Source organism: Yinghuangia soli (genome assembly GCF_021502675.1).
Taxonomy (GTDB): domain Bacteria; phylum Actinomycetota; class Actinomycetes; order Streptomycetales; family Streptomycetaceae; genus Yinghuangia; species Yinghuangia soli.
The window spans coordinates 97,818-118,730 of sequence record NZ_JAKFHA010000017.1 but is presented as its reverse complement, the minus strand read 5'-3'; the positions used below and the strand labels follow the sequence as shown (position 1 = coordinate 118,730).

The window sequence follows — 20,913 nt, the reverse complement described above, 5'->3', positions numbered from 1 at the left end:
TGCGGCGGGCCGTTGCTTGACCATCGTCACGTCCGCCCCTTGACTACCCGGCGGCTGATCGCCGTGACATCCGCGATGCCGCCGCCTTGCTCTGCGAGCTTTGCCGACTTCCTGGCCTTTGCAACCGCCCGTGCACCCGACATCCGAGAAGCCCTCCAAGCGCGACCAAGCGAGCCTCGCCTGCGCGGGCGAAGTCTCGTAGGATCAATCTACGTAGATTGAATCTACCTAGATGCGATCCACCCTGGAGGTAATCGTGGCCGTGCCATCGTTCGTCGGGCGCCAGGCCGAGCTCGACTTGCTGGCCAAGCGGCTGGCCAGGGTCACCGCGTCCGGTACGGGCGCCGCGCTTGCGCTGCGCGGTCGCCGGCAAGTCGGCAAGTCTCGTCTGGTCCAGGAATTCTGCGACCGGGCCGAGGTGCCGTACGTGTTCTTCGCGGCCACGAAGGGGGCATCGCCGGTCGAGGCGGTCGCCGATTTCATGAGGACGCTGGCCGATTCGTCGGTGCCGAGCGACCGCGAGCTCGTGCCCGCGGGCAGCGGGAGCTGGCCGGACGCGTTCCGTGCCCTGGCCGCGGTGCTCCCGCCGCGCCCTGCGGTCGTGGTGCTCGACGAGTTGCCGTGGCTCGCCGAGCAAGACCCTGTCTTCGACGGCGCGCTCCAGACAGCATGGGACCGGCTGCTGTCGACCCGCCCGGTGCTCCTGCTCCTCCTGGGAAGCGACCTTCACATGATGGATCGCCTCACCGCCTACGATCGGCCGTTCTACGGCCGTGCGGACAATATGGAGCTGGGGCCCCTGAACCCAGGCGAGACCAGGACTGCACTGGGACTGTCCGCGGCGGACACCGTCGACGCACACCTGGTGTCCGGCGGCCTTCCGGGCATTCTCCGCGCCTGGCCGCACGGGACGCCTGCCTTGGACTTCCTCGAAGCGGAGTGCTCCGACCCTGCTTCGCCGGTATTTGGTGTGCCCGAGTCGGCGCTCATGGCGGAGTTCCCGGCGCCGGACCATAGCCGCCGGGTACTGGAGGCGGTCGGGGGCGGAGACCGTACGTTCGCGAACATCGCGGCGACCGCCGGAAACCACGAAGGCGCCGTACCTTCCGGCACCTTGACTCCGGTGCTGCGGCGCTTGGCCTCGGAGAAGCGCGTCCTCGCCATCGACGAGCCGCTCTCCACGCAGCCCGGCAAGCCCTCCCTCTACCGGGTCGCCGACAGCAGTCTGCGGCTCTACCTGGCGATACTCCGCGACGTCGTCGCCCAAGTGCGCCGCGGTCGCCCCGAAGCCGCGTTCCGGCTGGTCGAACGCCGGTGGCCGGCGTGGCGTGGGCGGGCCGTCGAGCCGCTCGTTCGCGAAGCGCTCGAACTCGCCGCACTGGACGGCGCCTTGCCCTGGGAGGACGTCGAGGCGGTCGGCGGGTGGTGGAACCGGAAGTTCGATCCCGAGGTGGACCTCGTGGGTGCGGACCGCAGCCCGGTCGCTCGGCGCATCGGGTTCGTCGGGTCCGTGAAATGGCTCGCCGGGCGGTTCGACGCCCGGGACTTCGCCGCGCTGGCCGCGGCGGCTCCGAGTGTCCCGGGATTCGAAGCCGGGCGCACGGGCCTGGCGGTCGTCTCGCTGTCCGGCGTCCGCGGGGTCGACTCGGAAGCGGCGGACCTGGTCTGGGGGGCCGAGGACGTGGTCGCTGCCTGGCGTTAGCGCGGGGGCAGCACTGCGGCCCGACCCGGATTCGTTCCGGGGCGGGCCGCAGGACCGCACACGATCTACTCGTACGTCGCCGCCGCCTCCCGCAGCGTGCGGAGCACCGTCTCCGGGTCGTACGCCGCCGGCGCGCCGGGGGAGTACGTGACCGCCCGCAGGTCGCCCGTGTAGCGGAAGGAGCCGTGCCGCTCGTACACCGGCCACGACACCGGCGACTTGCGGTCCACGCCCACGCTGATGCCCTGCAGCGGGGCCATCCCGATCAGCAGGTGGACGCCTTCCAGCCAGGCCACGTCGTCGCCGTCCACGGTCACCACGAAGTCCCACCGGAACCGCGGCCGGGTGTGGGCGTGCAGCGCCACCACGTGCGGCCCGGGGGCCAGTTCGCCCGCGTCCACGGTGTGCAGCACGCCGTACTCGTTGAAGGCGAACCACAGGTGCCCGTCCTCGACGTACACGCTGTAGCCGCCGCCCTGGTCACCGTGCGACAGCAGCACGCCCGCGTCCTCGGCGCCGTGCCGGGCGATCTCGATCACCGCTTCGAAGTCGCGGAACGACGTGAGCTTCGCCGAGCGGTAGCGCTCCAACTCCGGGGTGCCCGCCAGGATGCGGACCGGCCGCCGCAGGGCCTCCTCGTCCGGGCCGCGGAAGACCAGCGCGCCGCTGGCATCGGCGAGCGGGAACACGCCGTTGCGCCACGCGGCTTCCTCCCAGGCCTGGGACAGCTCCTTGACGACGTCGGGGTAGAGGTCGGCGAGGTCGACGATCTCGGTCGGGTCGCTCTCGATGTCGTACAGCGCCCATTCGCCGTCGTCGTACTCCGCCCCGAACTGGTGCTGCGTCACAAGCTTGTACGGGTGCCGGTAGTAGCTCCGGTTGCCGGTCATCTCGCTGTACTGCTCGACGTGTTCGGACGGGGCGGAGGGAGACGCCAGCACCGGCGTGAACGAGCCGCCGTCCAGTTCCTGGGTGGGTGCCCCGCCGCGCTCCTCCGGGCGTTCGACGCCCGCGAGGTCCAGCAGCGTGGGCAGCAAGTCGGTGACGTACTGGTACTGCCCCCGCACGCCCGTGTCGTCCGCGGACGCCCGCGGCAGCCCGGCCGGCCAGGACAGCACGAACGGCACCCGCACACCGCCCGCGTACGTCTGCCCCTTGTAGAGCCGGAACGGCGTGTTGGACGCCATGCCCCACCCGCGCGGGTAGTGGATCAGGCTGCGCGGGCCGCCCACCAGGTCCAGTTCGCGTTCGACGTCGCCGTTCCAGTCGTCCGGCAGCCCCGGGTGGTGGATGAAGCGCTTGAAGTACGCCCGGGTGCCCTCCGCGCCGCCCTCGCCCGTGCCGCCGTTGTCCGAGGTGAACACGATGATGGTGTTGTCGAGTTCGCCGAGGTCTTCGAGCAGGGCGGTCACCCGGCCGAGGTTCTGGTCGATGTTGTCGACCATCGCCGCGTACACCTCCATGTAGCGGGCGTACAGCGCGCGCGTCTCCTCGGGTACGTCGTCCCAGGCGCCGACTTCGTGGCCGCGCTCGAAGTTGCGGCGCGGCAGCCGGGTGTCGGACGGGAAGAGGCCGTCCGCGATCTGCTGCGCGAAGCGGGTCTCGCGCAGCGCGTCCCAGCCGCCGTCGTAGCGGCCGCGCTGCCGCTCGATGTCGGCTTCCTTCGCCTGCAGCGGGCCGTGCACCGCGTTGTGCGCGACGTACAGGAAGAACGGCTTGTCGGCGTCGTGCGCGCGCAGCGACTTGATCATGCCGAGGGCTTCGTCGGTGATGTCGTCGGTGTAGTAGTAGTCGTCGGGCAGCTCGTCGATGTCCAACGGGCTGTTGTCGCGCACCAGTTGATGCGGGTGGAAGAGACTGGTCAGGCCTTCGAGGACGCCGTAGTAGCGGTCGAAGCCCTTCTGCAGCGGCCAGTTGCGCCGGTCGTCCGCGGCGTTCGACGCCGAGTCGCGCACCAGATGCCACTTGCCGACCGCGAAGGTCGCGTACCCGGCATCGTGCAGCAGCTGCGGCAGCGTGGGGATGTCGTCGGCGATCTCCATCGCGTACCCGGGGAAGCCGGGGTCGGCGTTCGCCACGAACGAGTACCCGACCCGGTGCGGATTCAGGCCGGTCAGCAGCGCCGCGCGGGCCGGCGAGCACAGCGGCATCGTGTGGTAGTTCGTCAGCCGCACGCCGCGCTCGGCCAGCTTGTCGAGGGTCGGCGTGGGGATCTCCGAGCCGAACGGGCCGATATCGCTGTAGCCCATGTCGTCGATCAGCACGACGACGATGTTCGGCGCGCCGGGCCGGGCCGCGGACTTGCCGGTCCAGGCCGGTTCCGACGCCGCGAAAGTACGCCCGACACGGCCGGCGAAGCCCGCGTACGGGTCGCGCCGCCGCGCGGATCCTGTCGCGGACGGACCCGACGGGCCGGATGTCCCCGACGCGTCGGAAGCGGAGGTCCCGGGGTTCTCTGATGCGGTCATGGTGGACGTGCTCCTTACGCGGCGGCTGCGGTGCGGGCGGCCGGGACGGGACTGGGGACGGCGGCCAACAGCGCCTGGGTGTAGGGGTGTTGCGGATCCGCGCAGAGCTGCTCGGCGGGCCCGGTCTCGACGACCCGGCCGCCGCGCATCACGGTGATGCGGTGCGAGATCTGCCGCACCACCGCGAGGTCGTGCGCTATGAAGATCATCGAGAGGCCCAGGTCGGCCTGCAGGTCGGCGAGCAGGTTCACCACCTGGGCCTGCACCGACACGTCGAGTGCGGACACCGGCTCGTCGCAGATCAGCACGGACGGCTCGGGGGCGAGCGCCCGCGCGATGCCGATGCGCTGCCGCTGCCCGCCCGAGAAGTCGCGCGGGTAGCGGTCCGCGGCGGCCGGGTCCAGGCCGACGCGTTCGAGCAGTTCGCCGACCCGGCGGCGGTGCTCGCCGGGGGTGCCGAGGCCCTGCGAGACGAGCGGGTCGGCGATGATCGCGCCGACCGTCATGCGCGGGTTGAGCGAGGCGTACGGATCCTGGAAGACCATCTGTACGCTGCGCCGCAGGGTGCGCACGTCGGCCCGCGACGGCCGCGTCACGTCCCGCCCGCCGAAGACGATCCGTCCCGCGGTCGGCGGGTGCACCCCGACCAGGGTGCGTACCAGCGTCGACTTGCCCGACCCGGACTCGCCGACCACACCCAGCGTCTCGCCCGGGAACAGCTGCAGCGAGACGTCGTCGAGCGCCACGACCCGGTTGCGGCGCGACTTGAACACCTTCCCGAGCCCCTCGACGGACAGCACGGGCTCCACGTCGCCGGCCTCGTGGACGTCAGCGGCCCGCGCGGCGGCGAACGCCTGCTTCCCGTCCAGGGCTTCCGCGACCTCTGTGCCGGAGGCGCCGCCGGACACCACGGCCCCGGAGGCGGCCAAGGGCAGTGGCAGCGGCCCGTCCGACACCCAGCACGCCACCGTCCGCCCGCTGCCCACCGCCCGCAGCGGCGGCTGCTCGGTGCGGCACTGGTCGGTGGCCAACGTGCAGCGGTCGGCAAACGCGCAGCCTTCCGGCGGCGACGCCAGATCCGGAGGCGACCCGGGAATGCCGTGCAGCCGCTGCCCGTACGGCGCGTCCAGGCGCGGCACCGCACGCAACAAGCCTGCGGTGTAGGGATGTTGCGGTGCGGCCAGGACGTCCTCGGTACGCCCATGCTCGACGACCCGCCCGCCGTACAGCACCATGACGCGCGCCGCGGACCGCGCCACCACGCCCATGTTGTGGGTGATGAGCACGGTCGCCGTGCCCAGCTCACGCGAGAGGTTCTCCAGCAGTGTCAGGATCTGCGCCTGCACGGTCGGGTCGAGTGCGGTGGTCGGCTCGTCGGCGAGCAGGATGTCGGGCTCGTTGGCGAGCGCCAGCGCGATCATGACGCGCTGCCGCATGCCGCCGGAGAACTGGTGCGGGTGGTCGCGCATGCGCTTCGCGGGGTCCGCAATGCCGACCAGGTCGAGGAGTTCGACGGCCCGGGCGGCCCGCTTGCGCTTGTCGGCGACCCCGTGCGCGCGCATCGCCTCGTCGAGATGGCGGCCCACGGTCAGCAGCGGATTCAGCGACGTCATCGGGTCCTGGAAGATCATCCCGATCCGCGCGCCGCGGATCCGCCGCAGCTCGTCCTCCCCGGCCGACGCCAGGTCCAGTACCGGGTCTCCGGGCGCGGGACCGTCCAGCAGCACCGAACCGCCGGTGACGGCGCCTGCCCCCGGGAGCATCTTCGTCAGCGCCAGCGCGGTGGTCGACTTGCCCGAGCCCGACTCTCCGACGATCGCGAGCGTCTCGCCGCGCGCGAGGTCGAAGTCGACGCCGCGCACCGCGTGCACCGGGCCGCGCTCGGAAGTGAACGTGACGTGCAGGCCGCGGACCCGCAGCAGAGCGTCCGAGGAAGAGAGTCCGTGCAGCGTCGCGGAACCGGCCGGGGCGGCGAGCGGGTCGTCGAGCGGCTCGTCGATCGGCTTGTCGAGGGAAATGGTCATCGTCGGGCTCCTCGGTTCAGTGCCTCCGCGATCAGGTTCAGACCGACCACCAGCGCGGTGATGACCACGAGCGGGCCCAGCGCGTAGAACGGGTGGTCCTCCAGGTACGGCCGCGAGGCGGAGAGCATCCCGCCGAGCGACGCGTCGGGCGGGCGGATCCCGATGCCGATGAAGCTCATCGCGCCTTCGAGGATCACCGCGACCGACATGGCCACCGCGACCTGCACGACCACCGGGTCGGCCGCGTTGGGCAGGACGTGCCGGGTGAGCAGCCGCAGCGGCCCGGCCCCGCCGATCCGGGCGGCCACCGCGTACTCGCGGTCGCGGTGCACGAGGATCGCGCCGCGCAGCATGCGGCCGAACGACGGGATCTCGATCAGCACGATCACCGTGACGATCGACCCGGCGCCGAATCCCGCGATGGCGGTGACGGTCAGGCCCAGGATCAGGCTGGGGAAGGACAGGAGAAGGTCGAACAGCCGCTGCACGGCGACGTCCGCGACCCGGTGCGTGACCGCGACGAGCGCCAGCGCGCCGCCGATCAGCAGGCCCAGCGGCACCGCGATCAGCACCACCATCAGGTCGGTGCGGATGCTGTACAGCAGCCGGCTCAGCAGGTCGCGCCCGATCTCGTCGGTGCCGTACAGGTGCCCCGCGCTGCCCGGGCCGACAAGTGCGTCGGCGCTTTGGAAGTTCGGGTCGTGCGAGGTCAGCAGCGGAGCCGCGAGGCCGGCGCCGAGGAGCACACCGACCAGGGCCAGCCCGATGATGCCGCGCGGCGTCATCAGCCCGCGCAGGTAGCGGTTGCGGATCCGGCGGCGCGGCTTGGCCGCGGCCGCCGGACCCGGCCCTGCGCCGGGAGCATGCGCAGGGGCGGGAACAGGACCAGGAGAAGGAGCAGCGGAGAGTACGTCGGTCGCCATGTCGGTCACCTCAGCCGGACGCGCGGGTCGATGAGGGCGTACGCCAGGTCGGTGAGCAGCTGCACGATCACGAACACCGCCACCATGAACAGCAGGACGGCCTGGATCACCGGGTAGTCGCGGCGGGTCACCGCCTGTTCGGCCAGCGTGCCGAGGCCGGGCCACGCGAACACCGCCTCGATGATCACCGCGCTGCCGAGCAGTGTGCCGACCAGCATGCCCAGTACGGTCAGCACCGGAGGCAGGGCGTTCGGCAGCGCGTGCCGCCACAGGATGCGGCGGTGCGGGATGCCGAGCGACTTGGCGGTGCGCGTGTAGTCCTCGCCGAGTGCCTGCAGCAGCCCGTCCTTGACGTAGCGGGCCACGATCGCCGCGGGCGGCAGCGCCATCACCAGCGCGGGCATCAGCAGGTACTGGAAGCCGATCTGCGGATCGGACAGGACCGACACGTGTCCGCCCGGCGGCAGCACCGGCCAGGTGATCGCGAACAGGAAGACCAGCAGGAAGCCGCTGACGTAGGCGGGCACGATGAGCGAAATCGCGTTGATCGCGGACAGGACCGCCTGCCCGGCCCGGTTCTTCACGGTCACCCCGAGCACGCCGAGCACCAGTCCGATGGCCAGGGAGAACACCAGCGCGCCGATGGTGAGTTCGACGGACTTGCCGATCCGCTGGGAGAGCAGCTCGGACACCTCGCCGCCGATGACGTACGAGCGGCCCAGGTCGCCGCGCAGCACGTCGGCCAGCCACGTGCCGTATTGCGCGAGCACCGGGCGGTCCAGCCCGAGGTCGGCGCGGATCGCCGCGACGGTCTCCGGGGAGGGGTCGGACCCGGCGAGCGTGGCCACGGGGTCGCCGGGCACCGCGCGCAGGATGAAGAAGATGGCGAAAGATGCGAGCAGCAGCACCCCGAGGGCCGAGGGCAGCCGCCGCAGCAGATAACCGGTCATGAGGTCGCCTCGCCCGTCACGCGAGATACGCGTCGTCGAGGACCAGCGAGGCGTACGTGTTCTGGCCGACGCCCTGCAGGCTCTTGTCCGCCACGTACAGGTTCGCCAGCACCACCAGGTCGATCACGAACTGCCGGTCCAGCAGCACCTCGCTCAGGTCCTGGTAGGCGGCCTTCGCCGCGGGGCTGTCCGCGTCCGGCTGCCGCCACGCCTTCTGGACGATCTCGGTGTAGGCGGGGTCGGAGAACTTCGAGGTGTTCTTGGCCTCGTTGAACGGGTACGCGCTCACCGCGAGCGTGGCCGGGTGCAGCTGCGCGAAACCGTGCGAGCCGGCCCACAGCGCGGGCATCGTCTGGCCGATCAGCTGGGCCTGGAACTTCGCCGGGTCGAGCGGTTCCAACGTGGTCTTGATGCCGACCTGCTGCAGGTCGAACTGGATCATCTGGGCGATCACCGTGGAGGTGTTCAGGTACGCCAGCGGCACGTCCAAGTTGCTTACCCCGGCTTCGGCGAGCAGCGCCTTCGCCCGCTCCGGGTCGTGCGGGTAGCGCTTGGCGGTGGCGTCCGAGTACGCGGGGGAGGACTTCGGCCACGGCGCCGAGGACGGCAGGCCGAAGCCGCCCAGGCTCTGCTGCACGATCCGCTCGCGGTTGATCGCGTACGAGATGGCCTGCCGCACGCGCTTGTCGTCGAACGGCTTCACGGTGACGTTCGCCCCCACGTAGACCGCGCCCGAACCCGTGTCGTACTGCTGCACGGTGAACTGCGGATCCGTCTTGACCGGCGCCACGTCGCGGCCGTTGAGGCCGATGGCGAGCTGGACCTGCTTGCCACGCAGCGCGGAGACCAGCGAGTCGTTGTTGGGGATGATCCGCACCTCGACGCCGTCGAAGTACGGGCGCTCCGGGATGAAGTACTCGGGGTTCTTCGCGAACGACAGCGACGCCCCCGGAGTCCAGCTCTTGAACACGAACGGGCCGGTCCCGATGAGCTTCTTGCCGGTCACCGCCTCCTCGACCGAGTCCTTGTCCGTGATGATCATGAACTCGAACAGGTCGAACAGGTTGCTCACCGGGTGCGCGAGCTTGAGCGTCACCTCCAGGGGGTTGACCACCTGGATCTCCTGGACGACCGCGGCGGTGGCCCGCAACTGCGCGCTGCGCTTGGGGTCCTTCAGGTTGTTTATCGCGAACACCACATCGTCGGCGGTGAACGGGCGGCCGTTGTGGAACTTCACGCCTTCGCGCAGCTGGAACGTCACGGACTTGCCGTCCGCGGCCACCTGCCAGGACTTCGCCAGTTGCGGCTGCGGCTGCAGGGTCTTCGGGTCGTACGACGTCAGCGTGTTGAAGACCAGCCGGTGCACCGCGGTGAACGCGTTCTGGGTGAACAGCAGCGCCGGGGTGAAATCGGTCAGGCTGCCTATCTGCAGCGTGCCGCCCTTCTTCGGCTGCCCGCTCGCCCCGGCCGGCGACGACTTCTTCTCGTCGACCGCCGACTTGCACCCGGCCAGCCCCAGCGCGACGGCGCCGGCTCCGGCGGCGCGCAGAACCGTCCGGCGGCTGGTGAAAATCGAGGAAACGGGCATGGCAAAGGCTCCTCTGAGCGGTGCGAGGCAGGGGTGAGCGCGCCTACGGAAGCGGCCCGCGCAAATTCCGGGCTGCCGTATGCGGAAACGACGAGAAGAAGGCGAAAACTCGCGCGGAGTGCGCGGAATGCGTGCGGAAGCCGAACCGGCCGGGAAATCCGGGCGGTTCCGGAAGCTGCTTCTACAGGCTTTTAGCGGACGGCACAGATGGCGCCGGCGACACGACAGAAGTCGATGTGGCGGCGCGACACGAGGGCTTGGCGGTCCGAACTCACGAGCCTGACTGTGTCAGGGGTGCGCGAGAGGGTCAACATTCCTGGTGCAGCGTCTCGAAAACTGGACAATTGTTAACGGATTATTGCCGGTTTACTGCACCGATACTTCGCAGGCCCCGCTCAATCTTCGCTGCCGGGCGCCGTCACGAAATCGATGAGCTCCTCGACCCGGCCCAGCAATGCCGGTTCGAGGTCCTGGTACGAATCCACATGGGAAAGGATCCAGCGCCACGTCTCACCCGTGCTCGACGTCCGCCCCAGCGCCGCGTTCACGCCGTCCTTCCAGGCCACGCCGCGCGGCACCTTCGGCCACGCACCGATGCCGAGGACGGACGGCTTGACCGCCTCCCAGATGTCGATGAACGGGTGCCCGGTGACCAGCACATGCGCGCCGTACGGACCCGCCGCGACCTCCGCCGCGATCCGGCTCTCCTTCGACCCCGGCACGAGATGGTCCACGAGCACGCCCAGCGCACGCCCCGGACCCGGCTTGAACTCCCGCACCACCGAGGGCAGATCGTCCACACCCTCCAGGTACTCCACCACCACGCCCTCGATGCGCAGGTCGTCGCCCCAGACCCGTTCGACGAGTTCGGCATCGTGCCGCCCCTCGACGTAGATGCGCCCGGCCCGCGCCACGCGCGCCCGCGCCTCGGGGACCGCCACCGAACCCGACGCCGTACGCGTCGGCCGCACCGGCCCCGCCTGCGCCGCGCGGGGCCGCACCAGCGTCACCACCGCGCCGTCCACCATGAACCCGCGCGGCTCCATCGGGAACACCCGCAGTTTCCCGTGCCGGTCCTCCAGCGTGACGGTGAACCCCTCGGGCGTCTTCTCCACCCGCACCACGGCCCCGCAGAACCCGGTCTCGACCTCTTCGACGACCAGATCCCGCTCGGCCTCCACCTCGGGCACCGGCTTCGGCTTCTTCCACGGCGGGGTGAGGTCGGGGCCGTAACTCCTGCTGCGCATGGCACCGGACGCTATCGGCCGCACCGCCCGTCACCCGTTCAGGCGCGCCGCGCGCGAACCGGCGCGGACCACCTGCTGACGTGCGTCCGGCCTGCGGCCGCTCAGCCGCGCGACCGCACGTACTCCAGCTGCTCCGCCGCGAACCCCGGTCCCACCACGCGCCCGTGGCCCGGGACGATGACCTCCGCAGGCAGCTCCAGCACCCGCTCCAGCGTCGCCGGCCACTCGCCCGGGAACGAATCCGGGCCGTACGACGGCAGGTCCGACTCCTCCAGCAAGTCCCCGGCCAGCAGTACCCCCGCATCGGGCACGTGCACCACCACGTCGCATCCGGTGTGCCCGCGTCCGGGGGCCACCACCTGTGCCGTTACTCCGCCGACGTCCAGGACTGTCCGCTCCCCGGCGCCGACCAGCCGGGCCGGCGGCACGATGCGGACCGCGGCCATGTCCGCCGCGGGCATCCCGAAGCGCACCGCGTCCGCGCGCCCCTCCTCGCCCCACACGGACAAGTAGTCCGGCAGATCCCGGTGGCCGACCACCTCGGCGTCCGGGAAGCGGCGCAGCACCTCCGCATTGCCGTAGCAGTGGTCGAAGTGCCCATGGGTGTTCACCACCGCGAGCGCACGGAACGGCAATCCGTGCTCCCCGAGCACCGCCGCGAGGCCGTCCAGGAGCGCCGCCGTCTCGCGCTCGAACGAGCCGGTGTCGACCAGTGCGAACCCGTCCCGGCCCGCCACGGCCGCCACGTTCAGCTTCAGCGACGGGACCTGCGCCACGAAAACGCCGGGTCCTACCGGGTGCCAGGGAAGGTATTCGTCATCTTCCGCGTGTACCATCCCTCGACCCTTCCACAGACGGCAGGGTACGGACCGATCGGCGTCGCCGTACACTGGCACTCCAGCCAGCGGAGTGCCAGGCAAAGGCCAGGGAGGTGCGCACGGTGCTCGACGACCGCAAGCTCGATGTGCTGCGCGCCATCGTGCAGGACTACGTGGCCACCCACGAACCCGTCGGATCCAAAGCACTCGCAGAACGCCACAACCTCAAAGTCTCCCCGGCGACCATCCGCAACGACATGGCGGCGCTGGAGGAGGAGGGGTACATCACCCAGCCCCACACGAGCGCCGGCCGCGTGCCGACCGACAAGGGCTACCGCCTCTTCGTCGACCGGCTGGCCGGCATCAAGCCGCTCTCCACGCCCGAACGCCGGGCCATCCAGCTCTTCCTCGACGGCGCCGTCGATCTCGACGACGTGGTCGGGCGCACGGTCCGTCTGCTCGCCCAGCTGACCCACCAGGTCGCGGTCGTGCAGTACCCCTCCCTCACCCGCTCCACGATCCGGCACGTCGAGCTGCTGACGCTCGCGCCCACCCGGATCATGCTCGTGCTCATCACCAACACCGGGCGGGTCGAGCAGCGCGTCATGGACGCGCCGGCCCCGATCGGCGAGAACCTCCTCGCCGACCTGCGCGCCCGGATCAACGGCAAGGTGGTCGGCAAGCGCTTCGCCGACGTCGCCCTGCTCGTCCAGGACCTCGGCGAGTCCTTCACGGCCGAGGAGCGGCCGATCGTCACCACTGTTCTCGCCACCCTGCTGGACACTTTGGTGGAGCAGCAGGAGGAGAGGGTCGTCCTCGCGGGCACCGCCAACCTCACCCGGTTCGGCACCGACTTCCCGATGACGATCCGCCCGGTCCTCGAAGCCCTCGAGGAGCACGTCGTCCTGCTCCGGCTGCTCGGTGAGGCCACCGAGCCGGCCATGGTGGTGCGCATCGGGCACGAGAACATGCACGAGGGACTGGCCAGCACTTCGGTGGTGTCCGTCGGGTACGGCAGCGGCGACGAGGCCCTGGCCAAACTCGGCGTACTCGGGCCGACCAGGATGGACTACCCAGGAACGATGGGAGCGGTACGCGCCGTGGCACGGTACGTCGGACAGATTCTCGCGGAGTCGTAGTTGACCACTGATTACTACGAGGTCCTCGGTGTTCGGCGTGATGCCACGCCTGAGGAGATCAAGAAGGCCTTCCGGAGGCTCGCCCGCGAACTGCACCCGGATGTGAATCCGGATCCCAAGACGCAGGAGCGCTTCAAGGAGATCAACGCCGCCTACGAGGTCCTCTCGGACCCGCAGAAGCGGCAGATGTACGACCTGGGCGGGGACCCGCTGGGCGGATCCGGCGGCGGCGCCGGCGGCTTCGGCGCGGGCTTCGGCTTCAGCGACATCATGGACGCCTTCTTCGGCCAGGCCAGCCAGCGCGGTCCGCGCTCGCGCACCCGCCGCGGCCAGGACGCCATGATCCGCATCGAGGTGCAGTTGGAGGAGGCGGCGTTCGGCACGACCCGGGAGATCCAGGTCGACACCGCGGTCACCTGCACCACCTGCAGCGGCGAGGGCGCCGCCCCCGGCACCACCGCCCAAACCTGCGACATGTGCCGCGGCCGCGGCGAGGTCAGCCAGGTCACCCGGTCGTTCCTCGGCCAGGTCATGACCTCGCGGCCCTGCCCGCAGTGCCAGGGCTTCGGCACCGTCGTGCCCACCCCGTGCCCCGAGTGCGCGGGCGACGGCCGGGTCCGGGCCCGCCGCACGCTGACCGTCAAGATCCCGGCCGGCGTGGACAGCGGCACCCGCATCCAGCTGGCCGGCGAGGGCGAGGTCGGCCCCGGCGGCGGCCCCGCGGGCGACCTGTACGTGGAGATCGCCGAGGTCCCGCACCCGACGTTCCAGCGGCGCGGCGACGACCTGCACTGCACGGTCACCATCCCGATGACCGCGGCGGCGCTGGGTACCAAGGTCCCGCTGGAGACCCTCGACGGCGTCGCCGAGATCGACATCCGGCCCGGCACCCAGTCGGGCCAGTCGATCCCGCTGCACGGGCGGGGGATCACCCACCTGCGCGGCGGCGGCCGCGGCGACCTGATCGTCCACGTCGAGGTGCAGACTCCGACGAAGCTGGACGCCGAGCAGGAGGACCTCCTCCGCAGGCTCGCCAAGCTGCGCGCCGAGGAACGCCCGACGGGTCAGTTCTCGCCGGGCCAGCAGGGCTTGTTCTCCCGGCTGAAGGACGCCTTCAACGGCCGCTGACCCGGCGCCCGGCACCCGCAGTCGAACGGCGGGGGGGGGGGGCGGGCGCCCCGGGGGCCCGCCCCCCGCCCCCCGCTTCCCAGGGGCGGGGCCCCCCCCCCCCCGCCGGCCCCCCCCCCCCCCCCGCCGCTGCGTTTCCCGAGGGCCCTGGGGAGGAACACGGACACTGCTCCCCGAGGAGCCCGCTCCGCGCCGCCGCTGCGTTTCCCGAGGGCCCTGGGGACGAACACGGACACTGCTCCCACCCCATCGAGGGACACCCCCACCGGAACTCCCCACCCCCGCCTACCCGTTGAGGCCACACAGGGGACCCAGCGACTTTGCCCGCACCAGACCTCCCCTTCCACTTCCCGCGACCAATCCACCCTGAGATCGCCCCGGCCTCCGCCCTGTCCCACCCGCGGGATGGCAGGGTGGGCAGCGTCCCGCTCCGGACCCAATGGCCGGCCGGCGGAGACTCGTTGCCAAGGAGGCGGCATGGTCGGCGCGGGAACCCACACTGCGGCGTTCGCCTGGCCCACCTCCGTTCCCCTCGTCCAAGCGCCCATGGCCGGCGGTGCCTCCGGCCCCGCCCTCGCCGCCGCCGTATGCGACGCAGGCGCCCTCGGCTTCCTCGCCGCCGGCTACAAAACCGCCGACGCGATGACCGCGGAGATCGCCGAGCTCCGCGCGCTGACCCGAAAGCCCTTCGGCGTCAACCTGTTCATGCCCGGGACGACCGCCCCCGCCGCGCTGGCCGCCCTCCCCGCCTACCGCGACCGGCTGGCCGCCGACGCCGACCGGCTCGGCGTCGCCCTTGGCGAGGTACCCCCGCACGGCGGCACCGACGACTGGGACGCCAAGCTCGCCGCCCTCCTGGCCGACCCCGTCCCCATCCCGGTGGTCTCGTTCACCTTCGGCTGCCCCGCGCCCGCGGACCTCGCCGCACTGCGCGCCGCCGGCACCCGCACCGCGGTCACCGTCACCACCGCCCGCGAGGCCGAACTCGCCGCCGCCGCAGGCCCCGACCTCCTCGTCGTCCAAGGCGGCGAAGCCGGCGCCCACCAAGGCCGCTGGGACAACGACGACAACGACAACAATCACGACAAAGATGACAGTGCTCGCAAAGAGCCGTACGGCCTCCGCACCCTCCTCGCTCTCGTCCGCGCCGCCACCGACCTCCCCTGCATCGCCGCCGGCGGCCTCATGACGGGACGCCAGGTCGCCGACGTCCTCGCCGCCGGAGCCGTCGCCGCCCAACTCGGCACCGCCTTCCTGCGCTGCCCCGAATCCGGCGCAGCGCCCGCCCACAAGGCCGCACTGGCCGACCCCGGCTTCACCGAGACGCGCCTCACCCGCGCCTTCTCGGGCCGCCCGGCCCGCGGGCTCGTCAACCGCTTCCTCGCCGCGCACGACCCGTACGCCCCCGCCGCCTACCCCGAAGTCCACTACGCCACCGCCCCCTTGCGCCGCGCCGCCGCGGCCGCGGGGGAGCCCGGCGCGATGGCCTTGTGGGCCGGCGAGGGCTGGCGCGAGGCCCGCGAGGAACCCGCCGCGGACGTCGTACGCCGCATCGCCGCCGCCCTGCCCGGGCAGCACGGCCGACCCGCCTGAGCCCGCTGCGGCCTCCCCGCCCCAAGATCCGGCAGACTCGTCACCACACGCCGCCACCACACGCCGCCCCCGTACGCCGCCACCACACGCCGCCCCCGTACGCCGCACCACACCCCGGAGCCCGCCCCATGAGCGCCCCCGTCTTCCTCACCGCCGACCCCGCCCTGCGCACCGGCCGACGGGTCGTCCTCGACGGACCGGAAGGCCGCCACGCGGTGACCGTGCGCCGGATCGCGGTGGGCGAGGAAGTGGTCCTCACCGACGGCAGCGGCCTCGCGGTCCGCGGCACCGTCGCCGTCGTCGAAGGCAAGGACACCCTGTACGTCGACGTCGAGGAGCGCACCGAAGAGCCCGCGCCCGCCCCGCGCATCGTCGTCGTCCAGGCCCTCCCCAAGGGCGACCGCGGCGAACTGGCCGTCGAGACCATGACCGAGGTCGGCGTCGACGTCGTCGTGCCGTGGTCCGCGGCCCGCTGCATCACGCAGTGGAAGGGCGAGCGCGGCACCAAGTCGCTGGCCAAGTGGCGGTCCACCGCGCGCGAGGCAGGCAAGCAGGCCCGCCGCACTCATCTCCCCGAGATCACCGACCTCATGACGACACGTCAGGTCGCCGCACTGCTCGGCGGCGCGGCCTTCGCCGGCGTCCTGCACGAGGCCGCCGACCACCCGATCGCCACCGTCGAGGTGCCCGCCGAAGGCGACATCGTCCTCGTCGTCGGCCCCGAAGGCGGCGTCGCCCCGGAGGAACTGGCCGCCTTCGCCGACGCGGGCGCCGCGGCCTACCGCCTCGGCCCGACCGTCCTGCGCACCTCGACCGCAGGCGTCTCCGCCGCCTCCGTGCTCATGGCCCGCTCAGGCCGCTGGTCCTGACCCGCGCACCGCACCTACGCACCGCACCCGCACGCCGCACCCGCACACCGACTCGCAAGACCGACCTGCGAGACCGAGCCGCCCGGCCCTCCCGCGCCATCCCGGAACGGCCCGCCGCAGCCGATAGCATCGCGGCGAATCCGCAACGCTAAAGGAGGCACGCATGGCGGCCGGGGAACCCCAGGCGGACTGCCTGTTCTGCAAGATCGTGGCGGGCGACGTGCCGGCCACCGTGGTCCGCGAGACCAAGGACGTCATCGCCTTCCGGGACATCAACCCGCAGGCACCGATCCACATCCTGGTGATCCCGCGCGCGCACTACGAAAACGCCGGCGAACTCGGCGCCGCCGAGCCCGAACTGGCCGGCATCCTCCTCGCCGAGGCGGCCAAGACCGCCGCCGCCGAGGGCATCGACGAGACCGGCTACCGCCTCGTCTTCAACACCGGCGCCGGCGCCGGCCAGACGGTCTTCCACGTGCACGCCCACCTGCTCGGCGGCCGCGGCCTCAACTGGCCGCCCGGCTGACGCTCAGCACGTCCACCGCCCTGCCGTCCGGGTCGCGCAGCACACTGCGGCCCGGCGGCAGCGTGTCGCTCGCCGCCACGGTCAGCCCCAGCCGCGCCGCGCCCGTCACCAGCGACGTGGTCGCCGGATAGAGCTCGAACACGCCCCCGCCGCCCAGCTCCGCGGCATAGTGCCCATGGCCCTGACCGTGCTTCTCGTACGCGAAATCCAGGCCGAGACCCGCATAGAACCGGCGGCACTCCTCCAGCCGGGTGCTGTAGAGCACCACCAAGGTCATCCGCACGTCGCTCATGGCCGCGAGGGTACCCACGCCACCGCCGCGCACCCCACCCCCGCACAAGCCCCCCACCCACCCCCGACAAGGGAACGCATGTCCGTACGCGAGCTCGTCGTCCTCGGCACCGCCAGCCAGGCACCCACCCGGCACCGCAACCACAACGGCTACCTGCTCCGCTGGGACGGCGAAGGCCTCCTCTTCGACCCGGGGGAGGGCACCCAGCGCCAGATGCTCTACGCCGGCGTCGCCGCGACCGACATCACCCGCATCTGCGTCACGCACTTCCACGGCGACCACTGCCTCGGCCTGCCCGGCGTCATCCAGCGCATCTCCCTGGACCGCGTGGCCCACGAAGTGACCGCCTACTTCCCGGCGTCCGGTCGGCACTTCTTCGACCGGCTGCACCACGCCAGCGCCTTCCACGAAGCCGCCGTCCTGCGCGAACACCCCCTCGGCGGCGATGCCGCGGCCATCCCCCTCCCGGCCTTCACCCTCGAAGCCCGCCGCCTCTCGCACCCCGTCGAGTCGTACGGCTACCGCATCGTCGAACCCGACGGCCGCCGCATGATCCCCGAGCGCCTGCGCGAACTCGGCATCGCCGGCCCGGACGTCGGCCTCCTCCAGCGCGACGGCGCCCTCGCCCTCCCCGACGGACGCACCGTCACCCTCGACGACGTCAGCGAGACCCGCCGCGGCCAGCGCTTCGCCTTCATCATGGACACCCGCGTCTGCGACGCCGTGGGCGAACTCGCCGAGGGCGCCGACATGCTCGTCTGCGAGTCCACCTTCCTCGACGCGGACGCCGACCTCGCCCGCGCACACGGCCACATGACCGCCGGCGAGGCCGCCGCCACCGCCCGCGAAGCCGGCGCCCGCCTCCTCGTCCTCACCCACTTCTCGCAGCGCTACACCGACCCCACCGCCTTCCTCGCCGACGCCCGCAAGCACTTCGACGGCGACATCACCGTGGCCGCCGACCTCGACCGCATCCCCGTCCCCAAACGCCGCTGACCACCCCGGCACCCACCCAGCCCCGGACCGTGCGCCCCCGCGGCAACCCGTATCTGCGCAACGACCCTGCGCCCCACCTGCGCCCACCCTCGCCCTACTCCGCAGCAAGCCCACCTCCGCAGAAAGGCAGTTCCCCCGCCTGCGCGCCTACGCCAGACTGACCGCTGCGCCACGCGCCCACAGCGCGCCCGCGCAAACGCACACGCGCACGCGCGCACACGGGAGAATTCACATGACGGCGGTCCTGCGGGCCCTGACGGCACTCCTGTTCGTTCTGGCAGTGATCGCAGGCTGCGTCGGCGCAGGCATCGGCATACTCCTGCTCGGCCTGCACATGCTCGCCGCCGGCGGGGCATGGCAGCCCGTCGGCACGGCCCTTCTCATCCTGGTCTGGCTGCCCGGCACCATCGCGTTCCTGGTCCGCTGCGCCCGCCCCACCTTCACCGCCCCGCCCCCGAGCCGCCGGGTCACGCGCGCCGACGAACCCGAGTTGTGGAACGTCGTCGACGACCTGGCCCGCGCCGCCCGGGTTCGAGGCCCCGCCGAGATCCGCCTGATCGCCGAGATGAACGCCGGCGTCGACGAGCGCTCGCGCCTGTTCGGCCTGCTGCCCGGCCGCCGCGTGCTGTACATCGGGACCCCGCTGCTGGCCGCCATGACCCGCGGCGGCCTGCGCGCCGTGGTGGTGCACGAACTGGGCCACTACGCCAAAGGCCACACCCGGCTCGGCGTGCTCAACCACCGTGTGGGCGGGGCGCTGGAGCGCATGGTCCGCAGCACGCGCTACGCGCTCACCCGTCGCGTCTTCACCGCCTTCGCAGGCTGCTTCCACCGCCTGACCCTCACGCTCGGCCACCGCCAGGAGTTCGAGGCCGACGCAATAGCCGCCGCAGTCGTCGGCAAGACTCAGGCCGCGGACGCGCTCCGCGAGGTCCACGCCGTCGCGACCGTCTGGCCGGTCTTCGTCATGGACCACGTCCTCCACGCGGCCCAGGTGGGACGCGCCCCGAAGGACCTGCATGCCGGATTCCGCACCCTGCTCGCCGACCTCGCGGACAGCGGCCGCCTCGCCGAACTGCGCGCCGAACCGCCCGAGCTGCCCCGCACGGCCGACGAGCCGCAGTTCGACACGCACCCCTCGCTGCCCGACCGCCTCGCCGCCCTCGCGCGTCTCCCCGAGACCCGGCCCGCCCCCGCCGACGACGACCCTGCGTACGGCCTCCTGTCCGACGGCGCCGCCACACTCCGGCTCGGCCAGGACAACATCTACAAGTGGCCGCTCTTCGCCCGTACCCCGCTCGCGGCGCGCCCCGACGCCTACCCGCGCCTCGACTGGGACGTCCTGATGCGGGTCGCGGACCAGGAGCACCAGCGGGCGGCGGCCGCCGCGGACAGCCGCCCGGCGTGATCATCCGGGCGAAAACCTCAAGAGCGGGTGAAGGTCCACGGGCTACCATTGGCACCAGGACACAACCGTCACCCGAGCCACGGAAAGTAGGCGTGATCAGGCCGTAAGGCCGCCCATGGCTTCCACACGACACGCTCGCGGCGCCGACCAGGGTGCCGAGAACCCGCAGCCCGCCGAGGCCGCGCCGGCCCAGGCCAAGATCGTGATCCCGGCGAAGCACCCGATGGTCGCCCTCCTCGGCTCCGGCGACTCGCTGCTGCGGGTGATCGAGACCGCGTTCCCGGCCACCGACATCCACGTGCGCGGCAACGAGGTCACCACCTCCGGCCCCCGCGAGGACATCGACCTGGTCAAGCGCCTGTTCGACGAGATGATGCTCGTCCTGCGCACCGGCCAGCCGCTCACCCCCGAAGCCGTCGAGCGCTCCATCGCGATGCTCCGCTCCGGCGGCGACGCGGCACCCGCCGAGGTGCTGACCCTCAACATCCTCTCGAACCGCGGCCGCACGATCCGCCCCAAGACGCTCAACCAGAAGCGCTACGTGGACGCGATCGACCGGCACACCGTCGTCTTCGGCATCGGCCCCGCCGGTACCGGCAAGACCTACCTCGCCATGGCCAAGGCCGTCCAGGCGCTGCAGATGAAGCAGGTCAACCGCATCATCCTGACGCGCCCCGCGGTCGAGGCCGGCGAACGCCTCGGCTTCCTGCCCGGCACGCTGTACGAGAAGATCGACCCGTACCTGCGGCCGCTCTACGACGCCCTGCACGACATGATCGACCCCGACTCGATCCCCCGCCTCATGGCCGCGGGAACCATCGAGGTCGCCCCGCTGGCTTATATGCGCGGTAGGACCCTGAATGATGCGTTCATCATTCTGGACGAGGCGCAGAATACGTCCGCCGAGCAGATGAAGATGTTCCTGACCCGGCTGGGCTTCGGCTCGAAGATCGTGGTCACCGGCGACGTCACCCAGGTCGACCTGCCCAACGGCACGGAGAGCGGCCTGCGGGTGGTCCAGCGGATCCTGGACGGCGTCGACGACATCGCGTTCTGCCCGCTCAGCAGCCAGGACGTGGTCCGGCACCAGCTGGTCGGCCGGATCGTCGACGCGTACGGCCGCTACGACGCGGAGCGCCAGAACGGCGAGGCCGTCCCGCGCTCGCGCGGGCGGCGCGGCCAGATCCACAGCACCGGCAACGACCGCACGAGCAACGCAGAACGGGATGTGAACTGACGGCC

At 71.8% G+C, this 20,913-nt stretch carries 18 protein-coding genes; 9 read left to right on the top strand and 9 right to left on the bottom strand.

The genetic code is table 11. The features are described 5' to 3' along the window. Positions 1–232: 232 nt before the first annotated feature. Positions 233–1,702, top strand: coding sequence for an AAA family ATPase (locus LZ495_RS25850; RefSeq protein WP_235055283.1), 1,470 nt, complete (start codon positions 233–235; stop codon positions 1,700–1,702). 65 nt (positions 1,703–1,767) lie between these two features. Here LZ495_RS25850 and LZ495_RS25845 read toward each other — a convergent pair whose 3' ends face one another. From LZ495_RS25845 to LZ495_RS25815, 8 genes are all read right to left on the bottom strand, one after another. Next, positions 1,768–4,170, bottom strand: a complete 2,403-nt coding sequence (locus LZ495_RS25845) for an arylsulfatase (protein WP_235055282.1) — start codon at positions 4,168–4,170, stop codon at positions 1,768–1,770. A 14-nt stretch (positions 4,171–4,184) separates the two neighbouring features. After that, positions 4,185–6,194: an ABC transporter ATP-binding protein gene (locus tag LZ495_RS25840; RefSeq protein WP_235055281.1), complete on the bottom strand. Its 2,010-nt coding sequence runs from the start codon at positions 6,192–6,194 to the stop codon at positions 4,185–4,187. Then, complete coding sequence (locus tag LZ495_RS25835) at positions 6,191–7,117, bottom strand: ABC transporter permease (protein WP_308268645.1); 927 nt, start codon at positions 7,115–7,117, stop codon at positions 6,191–6,193. Before LZ495_RS25835 ends, LZ495_RS25840 begins: the two co-directional genes overlap by 4 nt. 5 nt (positions 7,118–7,122) lie before the next feature. Then, positions 7,123–8,067, bottom strand: a complete 945-nt coding sequence (locus tag LZ495_RS25830) for an ABC transporter permease (RefSeq protein ID WP_235055280.1) — start codon at positions 8,065–8,067, stop codon at positions 7,123–7,125. A gap of 16 nt (positions 8,068–8,083) precedes the next feature. Next, positions 8,084–9,655 (bottom strand): ABC transporter substrate-binding protein, encoded by a 1,572-nt coding sequence (locus LZ495_RS25825; protein ID WP_235055279.1) that lies wholly within the window; start codon positions 9,653–9,655, stop codon positions 8,084–8,086. Between the two features lie 191 nt (positions 9,656–9,846). After that, positions 9,847–9,969, bottom strand: a complete 123-nt coding sequence (locus tag LZ495_RS45360) for a putative leader peptide (protein ID WP_372498646.1) — start codon at positions 9,967–9,969, stop codon at positions 9,847–9,849. Between the two features lie 81 nt (positions 9,970–10,050). Then, on the bottom strand, positions 10,051–10,902 hold the full coding sequence (locus LZ495_RS25820) for a DUF3097 domain-containing protein (protein WP_235055278.1): 852 nt from the start codon (positions 10,900–10,902) through the stop codon (positions 10,051–10,053). A 101-nt stretch (positions 10,903–11,003) separates the two neighbouring features. After that, positions 11,004–11,678: an MBL fold metallo-hydrolase gene (locus LZ495_RS25815; RefSeq protein ID WP_235055277.1), complete on the bottom strand. Its 675-nt coding sequence runs from the start codon at positions 11,676–11,678 to the stop codon at positions 11,004–11,006. Positions 11,679–11,842: 164 nt separating this feature from the next. On the opposite strand from LZ495_RS25815, the gene hrcA reads away from it, so the two are divergent. The 5 genes from hrcA (at position 11,843) to LZ495_RS25790 (ending at position 16,975) form a co-directional block, all read left to right on the top strand. Then, positions 11,843–12,859: a heat-inducible transcriptional repressor HrcA gene (hrcA, locus tag LZ495_RS25810; protein WP_235055276.1), complete on the top strand. Its 1,017-nt coding sequence runs from the start codon at positions 11,843–11,845 to the stop codon at positions 12,857–12,859. Beyond that, positions 12,860–13,987 carry a molecular chaperone DnaJ gene (gene dnaJ, locus LZ495_RS25805; RefSeq protein ID WP_235055275.1) on the top strand — a complete coding sequence of 376 codons (1,128 nt, stop codon included), beginning with the start codon at positions 12,860–12,862 and terminating at the stop codon, positions 13,985–13,987. Between the two features lie 477 nt (positions 13,988–14,464). Continuing rightward, positions 14,465–15,580 (top strand): nitronate monooxygenase, encoded by a 1,116-nt coding sequence (locus tag LZ495_RS25800; protein WP_235055274.1) that lies wholly within the window; start codon positions 14,465–14,467, stop codon positions 15,578–15,580. Positions 15,581–15,708: 128 nt separating this feature from the next. Further along, entirely contained in the window at positions 15,709–16,449 is a 741-nt protein-coding gene (locus tag LZ495_RS25795; RefSeq protein ID WP_235055273.1) for a 16S rRNA (uracil(1498)-N(3))-methyltransferase, read from the top strand. Positions 16,450–16,612: 163 nt separating this feature from the next. Further along, the gene (locus tag LZ495_RS25790; RefSeq protein WP_235055272.1) at positions 16,613–16,975 is read left to right on the top strand and encodes a histidine triad nucleotide-binding protein; all 363 of its coding nucleotides are present in this window, start codon (positions 16,613–16,615) and stop codon (positions 16,973–16,975) included. Here LZ495_RS25790 and LZ495_RS25785 read toward each other — a convergent pair. Continuing rightward, the gene (locus tag LZ495_RS25785) at positions 16,956–17,267 is read right to left on the bottom strand and encodes a VOC family protein (protein WP_235055271.1); all 312 of its coding nucleotides are present in this window, start codon (positions 17,265–17,267) and stop codon (positions 16,956–16,958) included. The genes LZ495_RS25790 and LZ495_RS25785 overlap by 20 nt on opposite strands. A 78-nt stretch (positions 17,268–17,345) precedes the next feature. On the opposite strand from LZ495_RS25785, the gene LZ495_RS25780 reads away from it, so the two are divergent. The 3 genes from LZ495_RS25780 (at position 17,346) to LZ495_RS25770 (ending at position 20,908) form a co-directional block, all read left to right on the top strand. Then, positions 17,346–18,263 (top strand): ribonuclease Z, encoded by a 918-nt coding sequence (locus LZ495_RS25780; RefSeq protein ID WP_235055270.1) that lies wholly within the window; start codon positions 17,346–17,348, stop codon positions 18,261–18,263. 232 nt (positions 18,264–18,495) lie between these two features. Continuing rightward, positions 18,496–19,671 (top strand): M48 family metallopeptidase, encoded by a 1,176-nt coding sequence (locus LZ495_RS25775; RefSeq protein ID WP_235055269.1) that lies wholly within the window; start codon positions 18,496–18,498, stop codon positions 19,669–19,671. A gap of 223 nt (positions 19,672–19,894) precedes the next feature. Next, positions 19,895–20,908, top strand: coding sequence for a PhoH family protein (locus LZ495_RS25770; RefSeq protein WP_235055351.1), 1,014 nt, complete (start codon positions 19,895–19,897; stop codon positions 20,906–20,908). Positions 20,909–20,913 lie beyond the last annotated feature (5 nt).

Coding starts and splice junctions, on each gene's coding strand:
- LZ495_RS25850 (WP_235055283.1), top strand. CDS start 233: ATGCGATCCACCCTGGAGGTAATCGTGGCCGTGCCATCGTTCGTCGGG.
- LZ495_RS25845 (WP_235055282.1), bottom strand. CDS start 4,170: ATGACCGCATCAGAGAACCCCGGGACCTCCGCTTCCGACGCGTCGGGG.
- LZ495_RS25840 (WP_235055281.1), bottom strand. CDS start 6,194: ATGACCATTTCCCTCGACAAGCCGATCGACGAGCCGCTCGACGACCCG.
- LZ495_RS25835 (WP_308268645.1), bottom strand. CDS start 7,117: ATGGCGACCGACGTACTCTCCGCTGCTCCTTCTCCTGGTCCTGTTCCC.
- LZ495_RS25830 (WP_235055280.1), bottom strand. CDS start 8,067: ATGACCGGTTATCTGCTGCGGCGGCTGCCCTCGGCCCTCGGGGTGCTG.
- LZ495_RS25825 (WP_235055279.1), bottom strand. CDS start 9,655: ATGCCCGTTTCCTCGATTTTCACCAGCCGCCGGACGGTTCTGCGCGCC.
- LZ495_RS45360 (WP_372498646.1), bottom strand. CDS start 9,969: ATGTTGACCCTCTCGCGCACCCCTGACACAGTCAGGCTCGTGAGTTCG.
- LZ495_RS25820 (WP_235055278.1), bottom strand. CDS start 10,902: ATGCGCAGCAGGAGTTACGGCCCCGACCTCACCCCGCCGTGGAAGAAG.
- LZ495_RS25800 (WP_235055274.1), top strand. CDS start 14,465: ATGGTCGGCGCGGGAACCCACACTGCGGCGTTCGCCTGGCCCACCTCC.
- LZ495_RS25795 (WP_235055273.1), top strand. CDS start 15,709: ATGAGCGCCCCCGTCTTCCTCACCGCCGACCCCGCCCTGCGCACCGGC.
- LZ495_RS25790 (WP_235055272.1), top strand. CDS start 16,613: ATGGCGGCCGGGGAACCCCAGGCGGACTGCCTGTTCTGCAAGATCGTG.
- LZ495_RS25785 (WP_235055271.1), bottom strand. CDS start 17,267: ATGAGCGACGTGCGGATGACCTTGGTGGTGCTCTACAGCACCCGGCTG.
- LZ495_RS25780 (WP_235055270.1), top strand. CDS start 17,346: ATGTCCGTACGCGAGCTCGTCGTCCTCGGCACCGCCAGCCAGGCACCC.
- LZ495_RS25775 (WP_235055269.1), top strand. CDS start 18,496: ATGACGGCGGTCCTGCGGGCCCTGACGGCACTCCTGTTCGTTCTGGCA.
- LZ495_RS25770 (WP_235055351.1), top strand. CDS start 19,895: ATGGTCGCCCTCCTCGGCTCCGGCGACTCGCTGCTGCGGGTGATCGAG.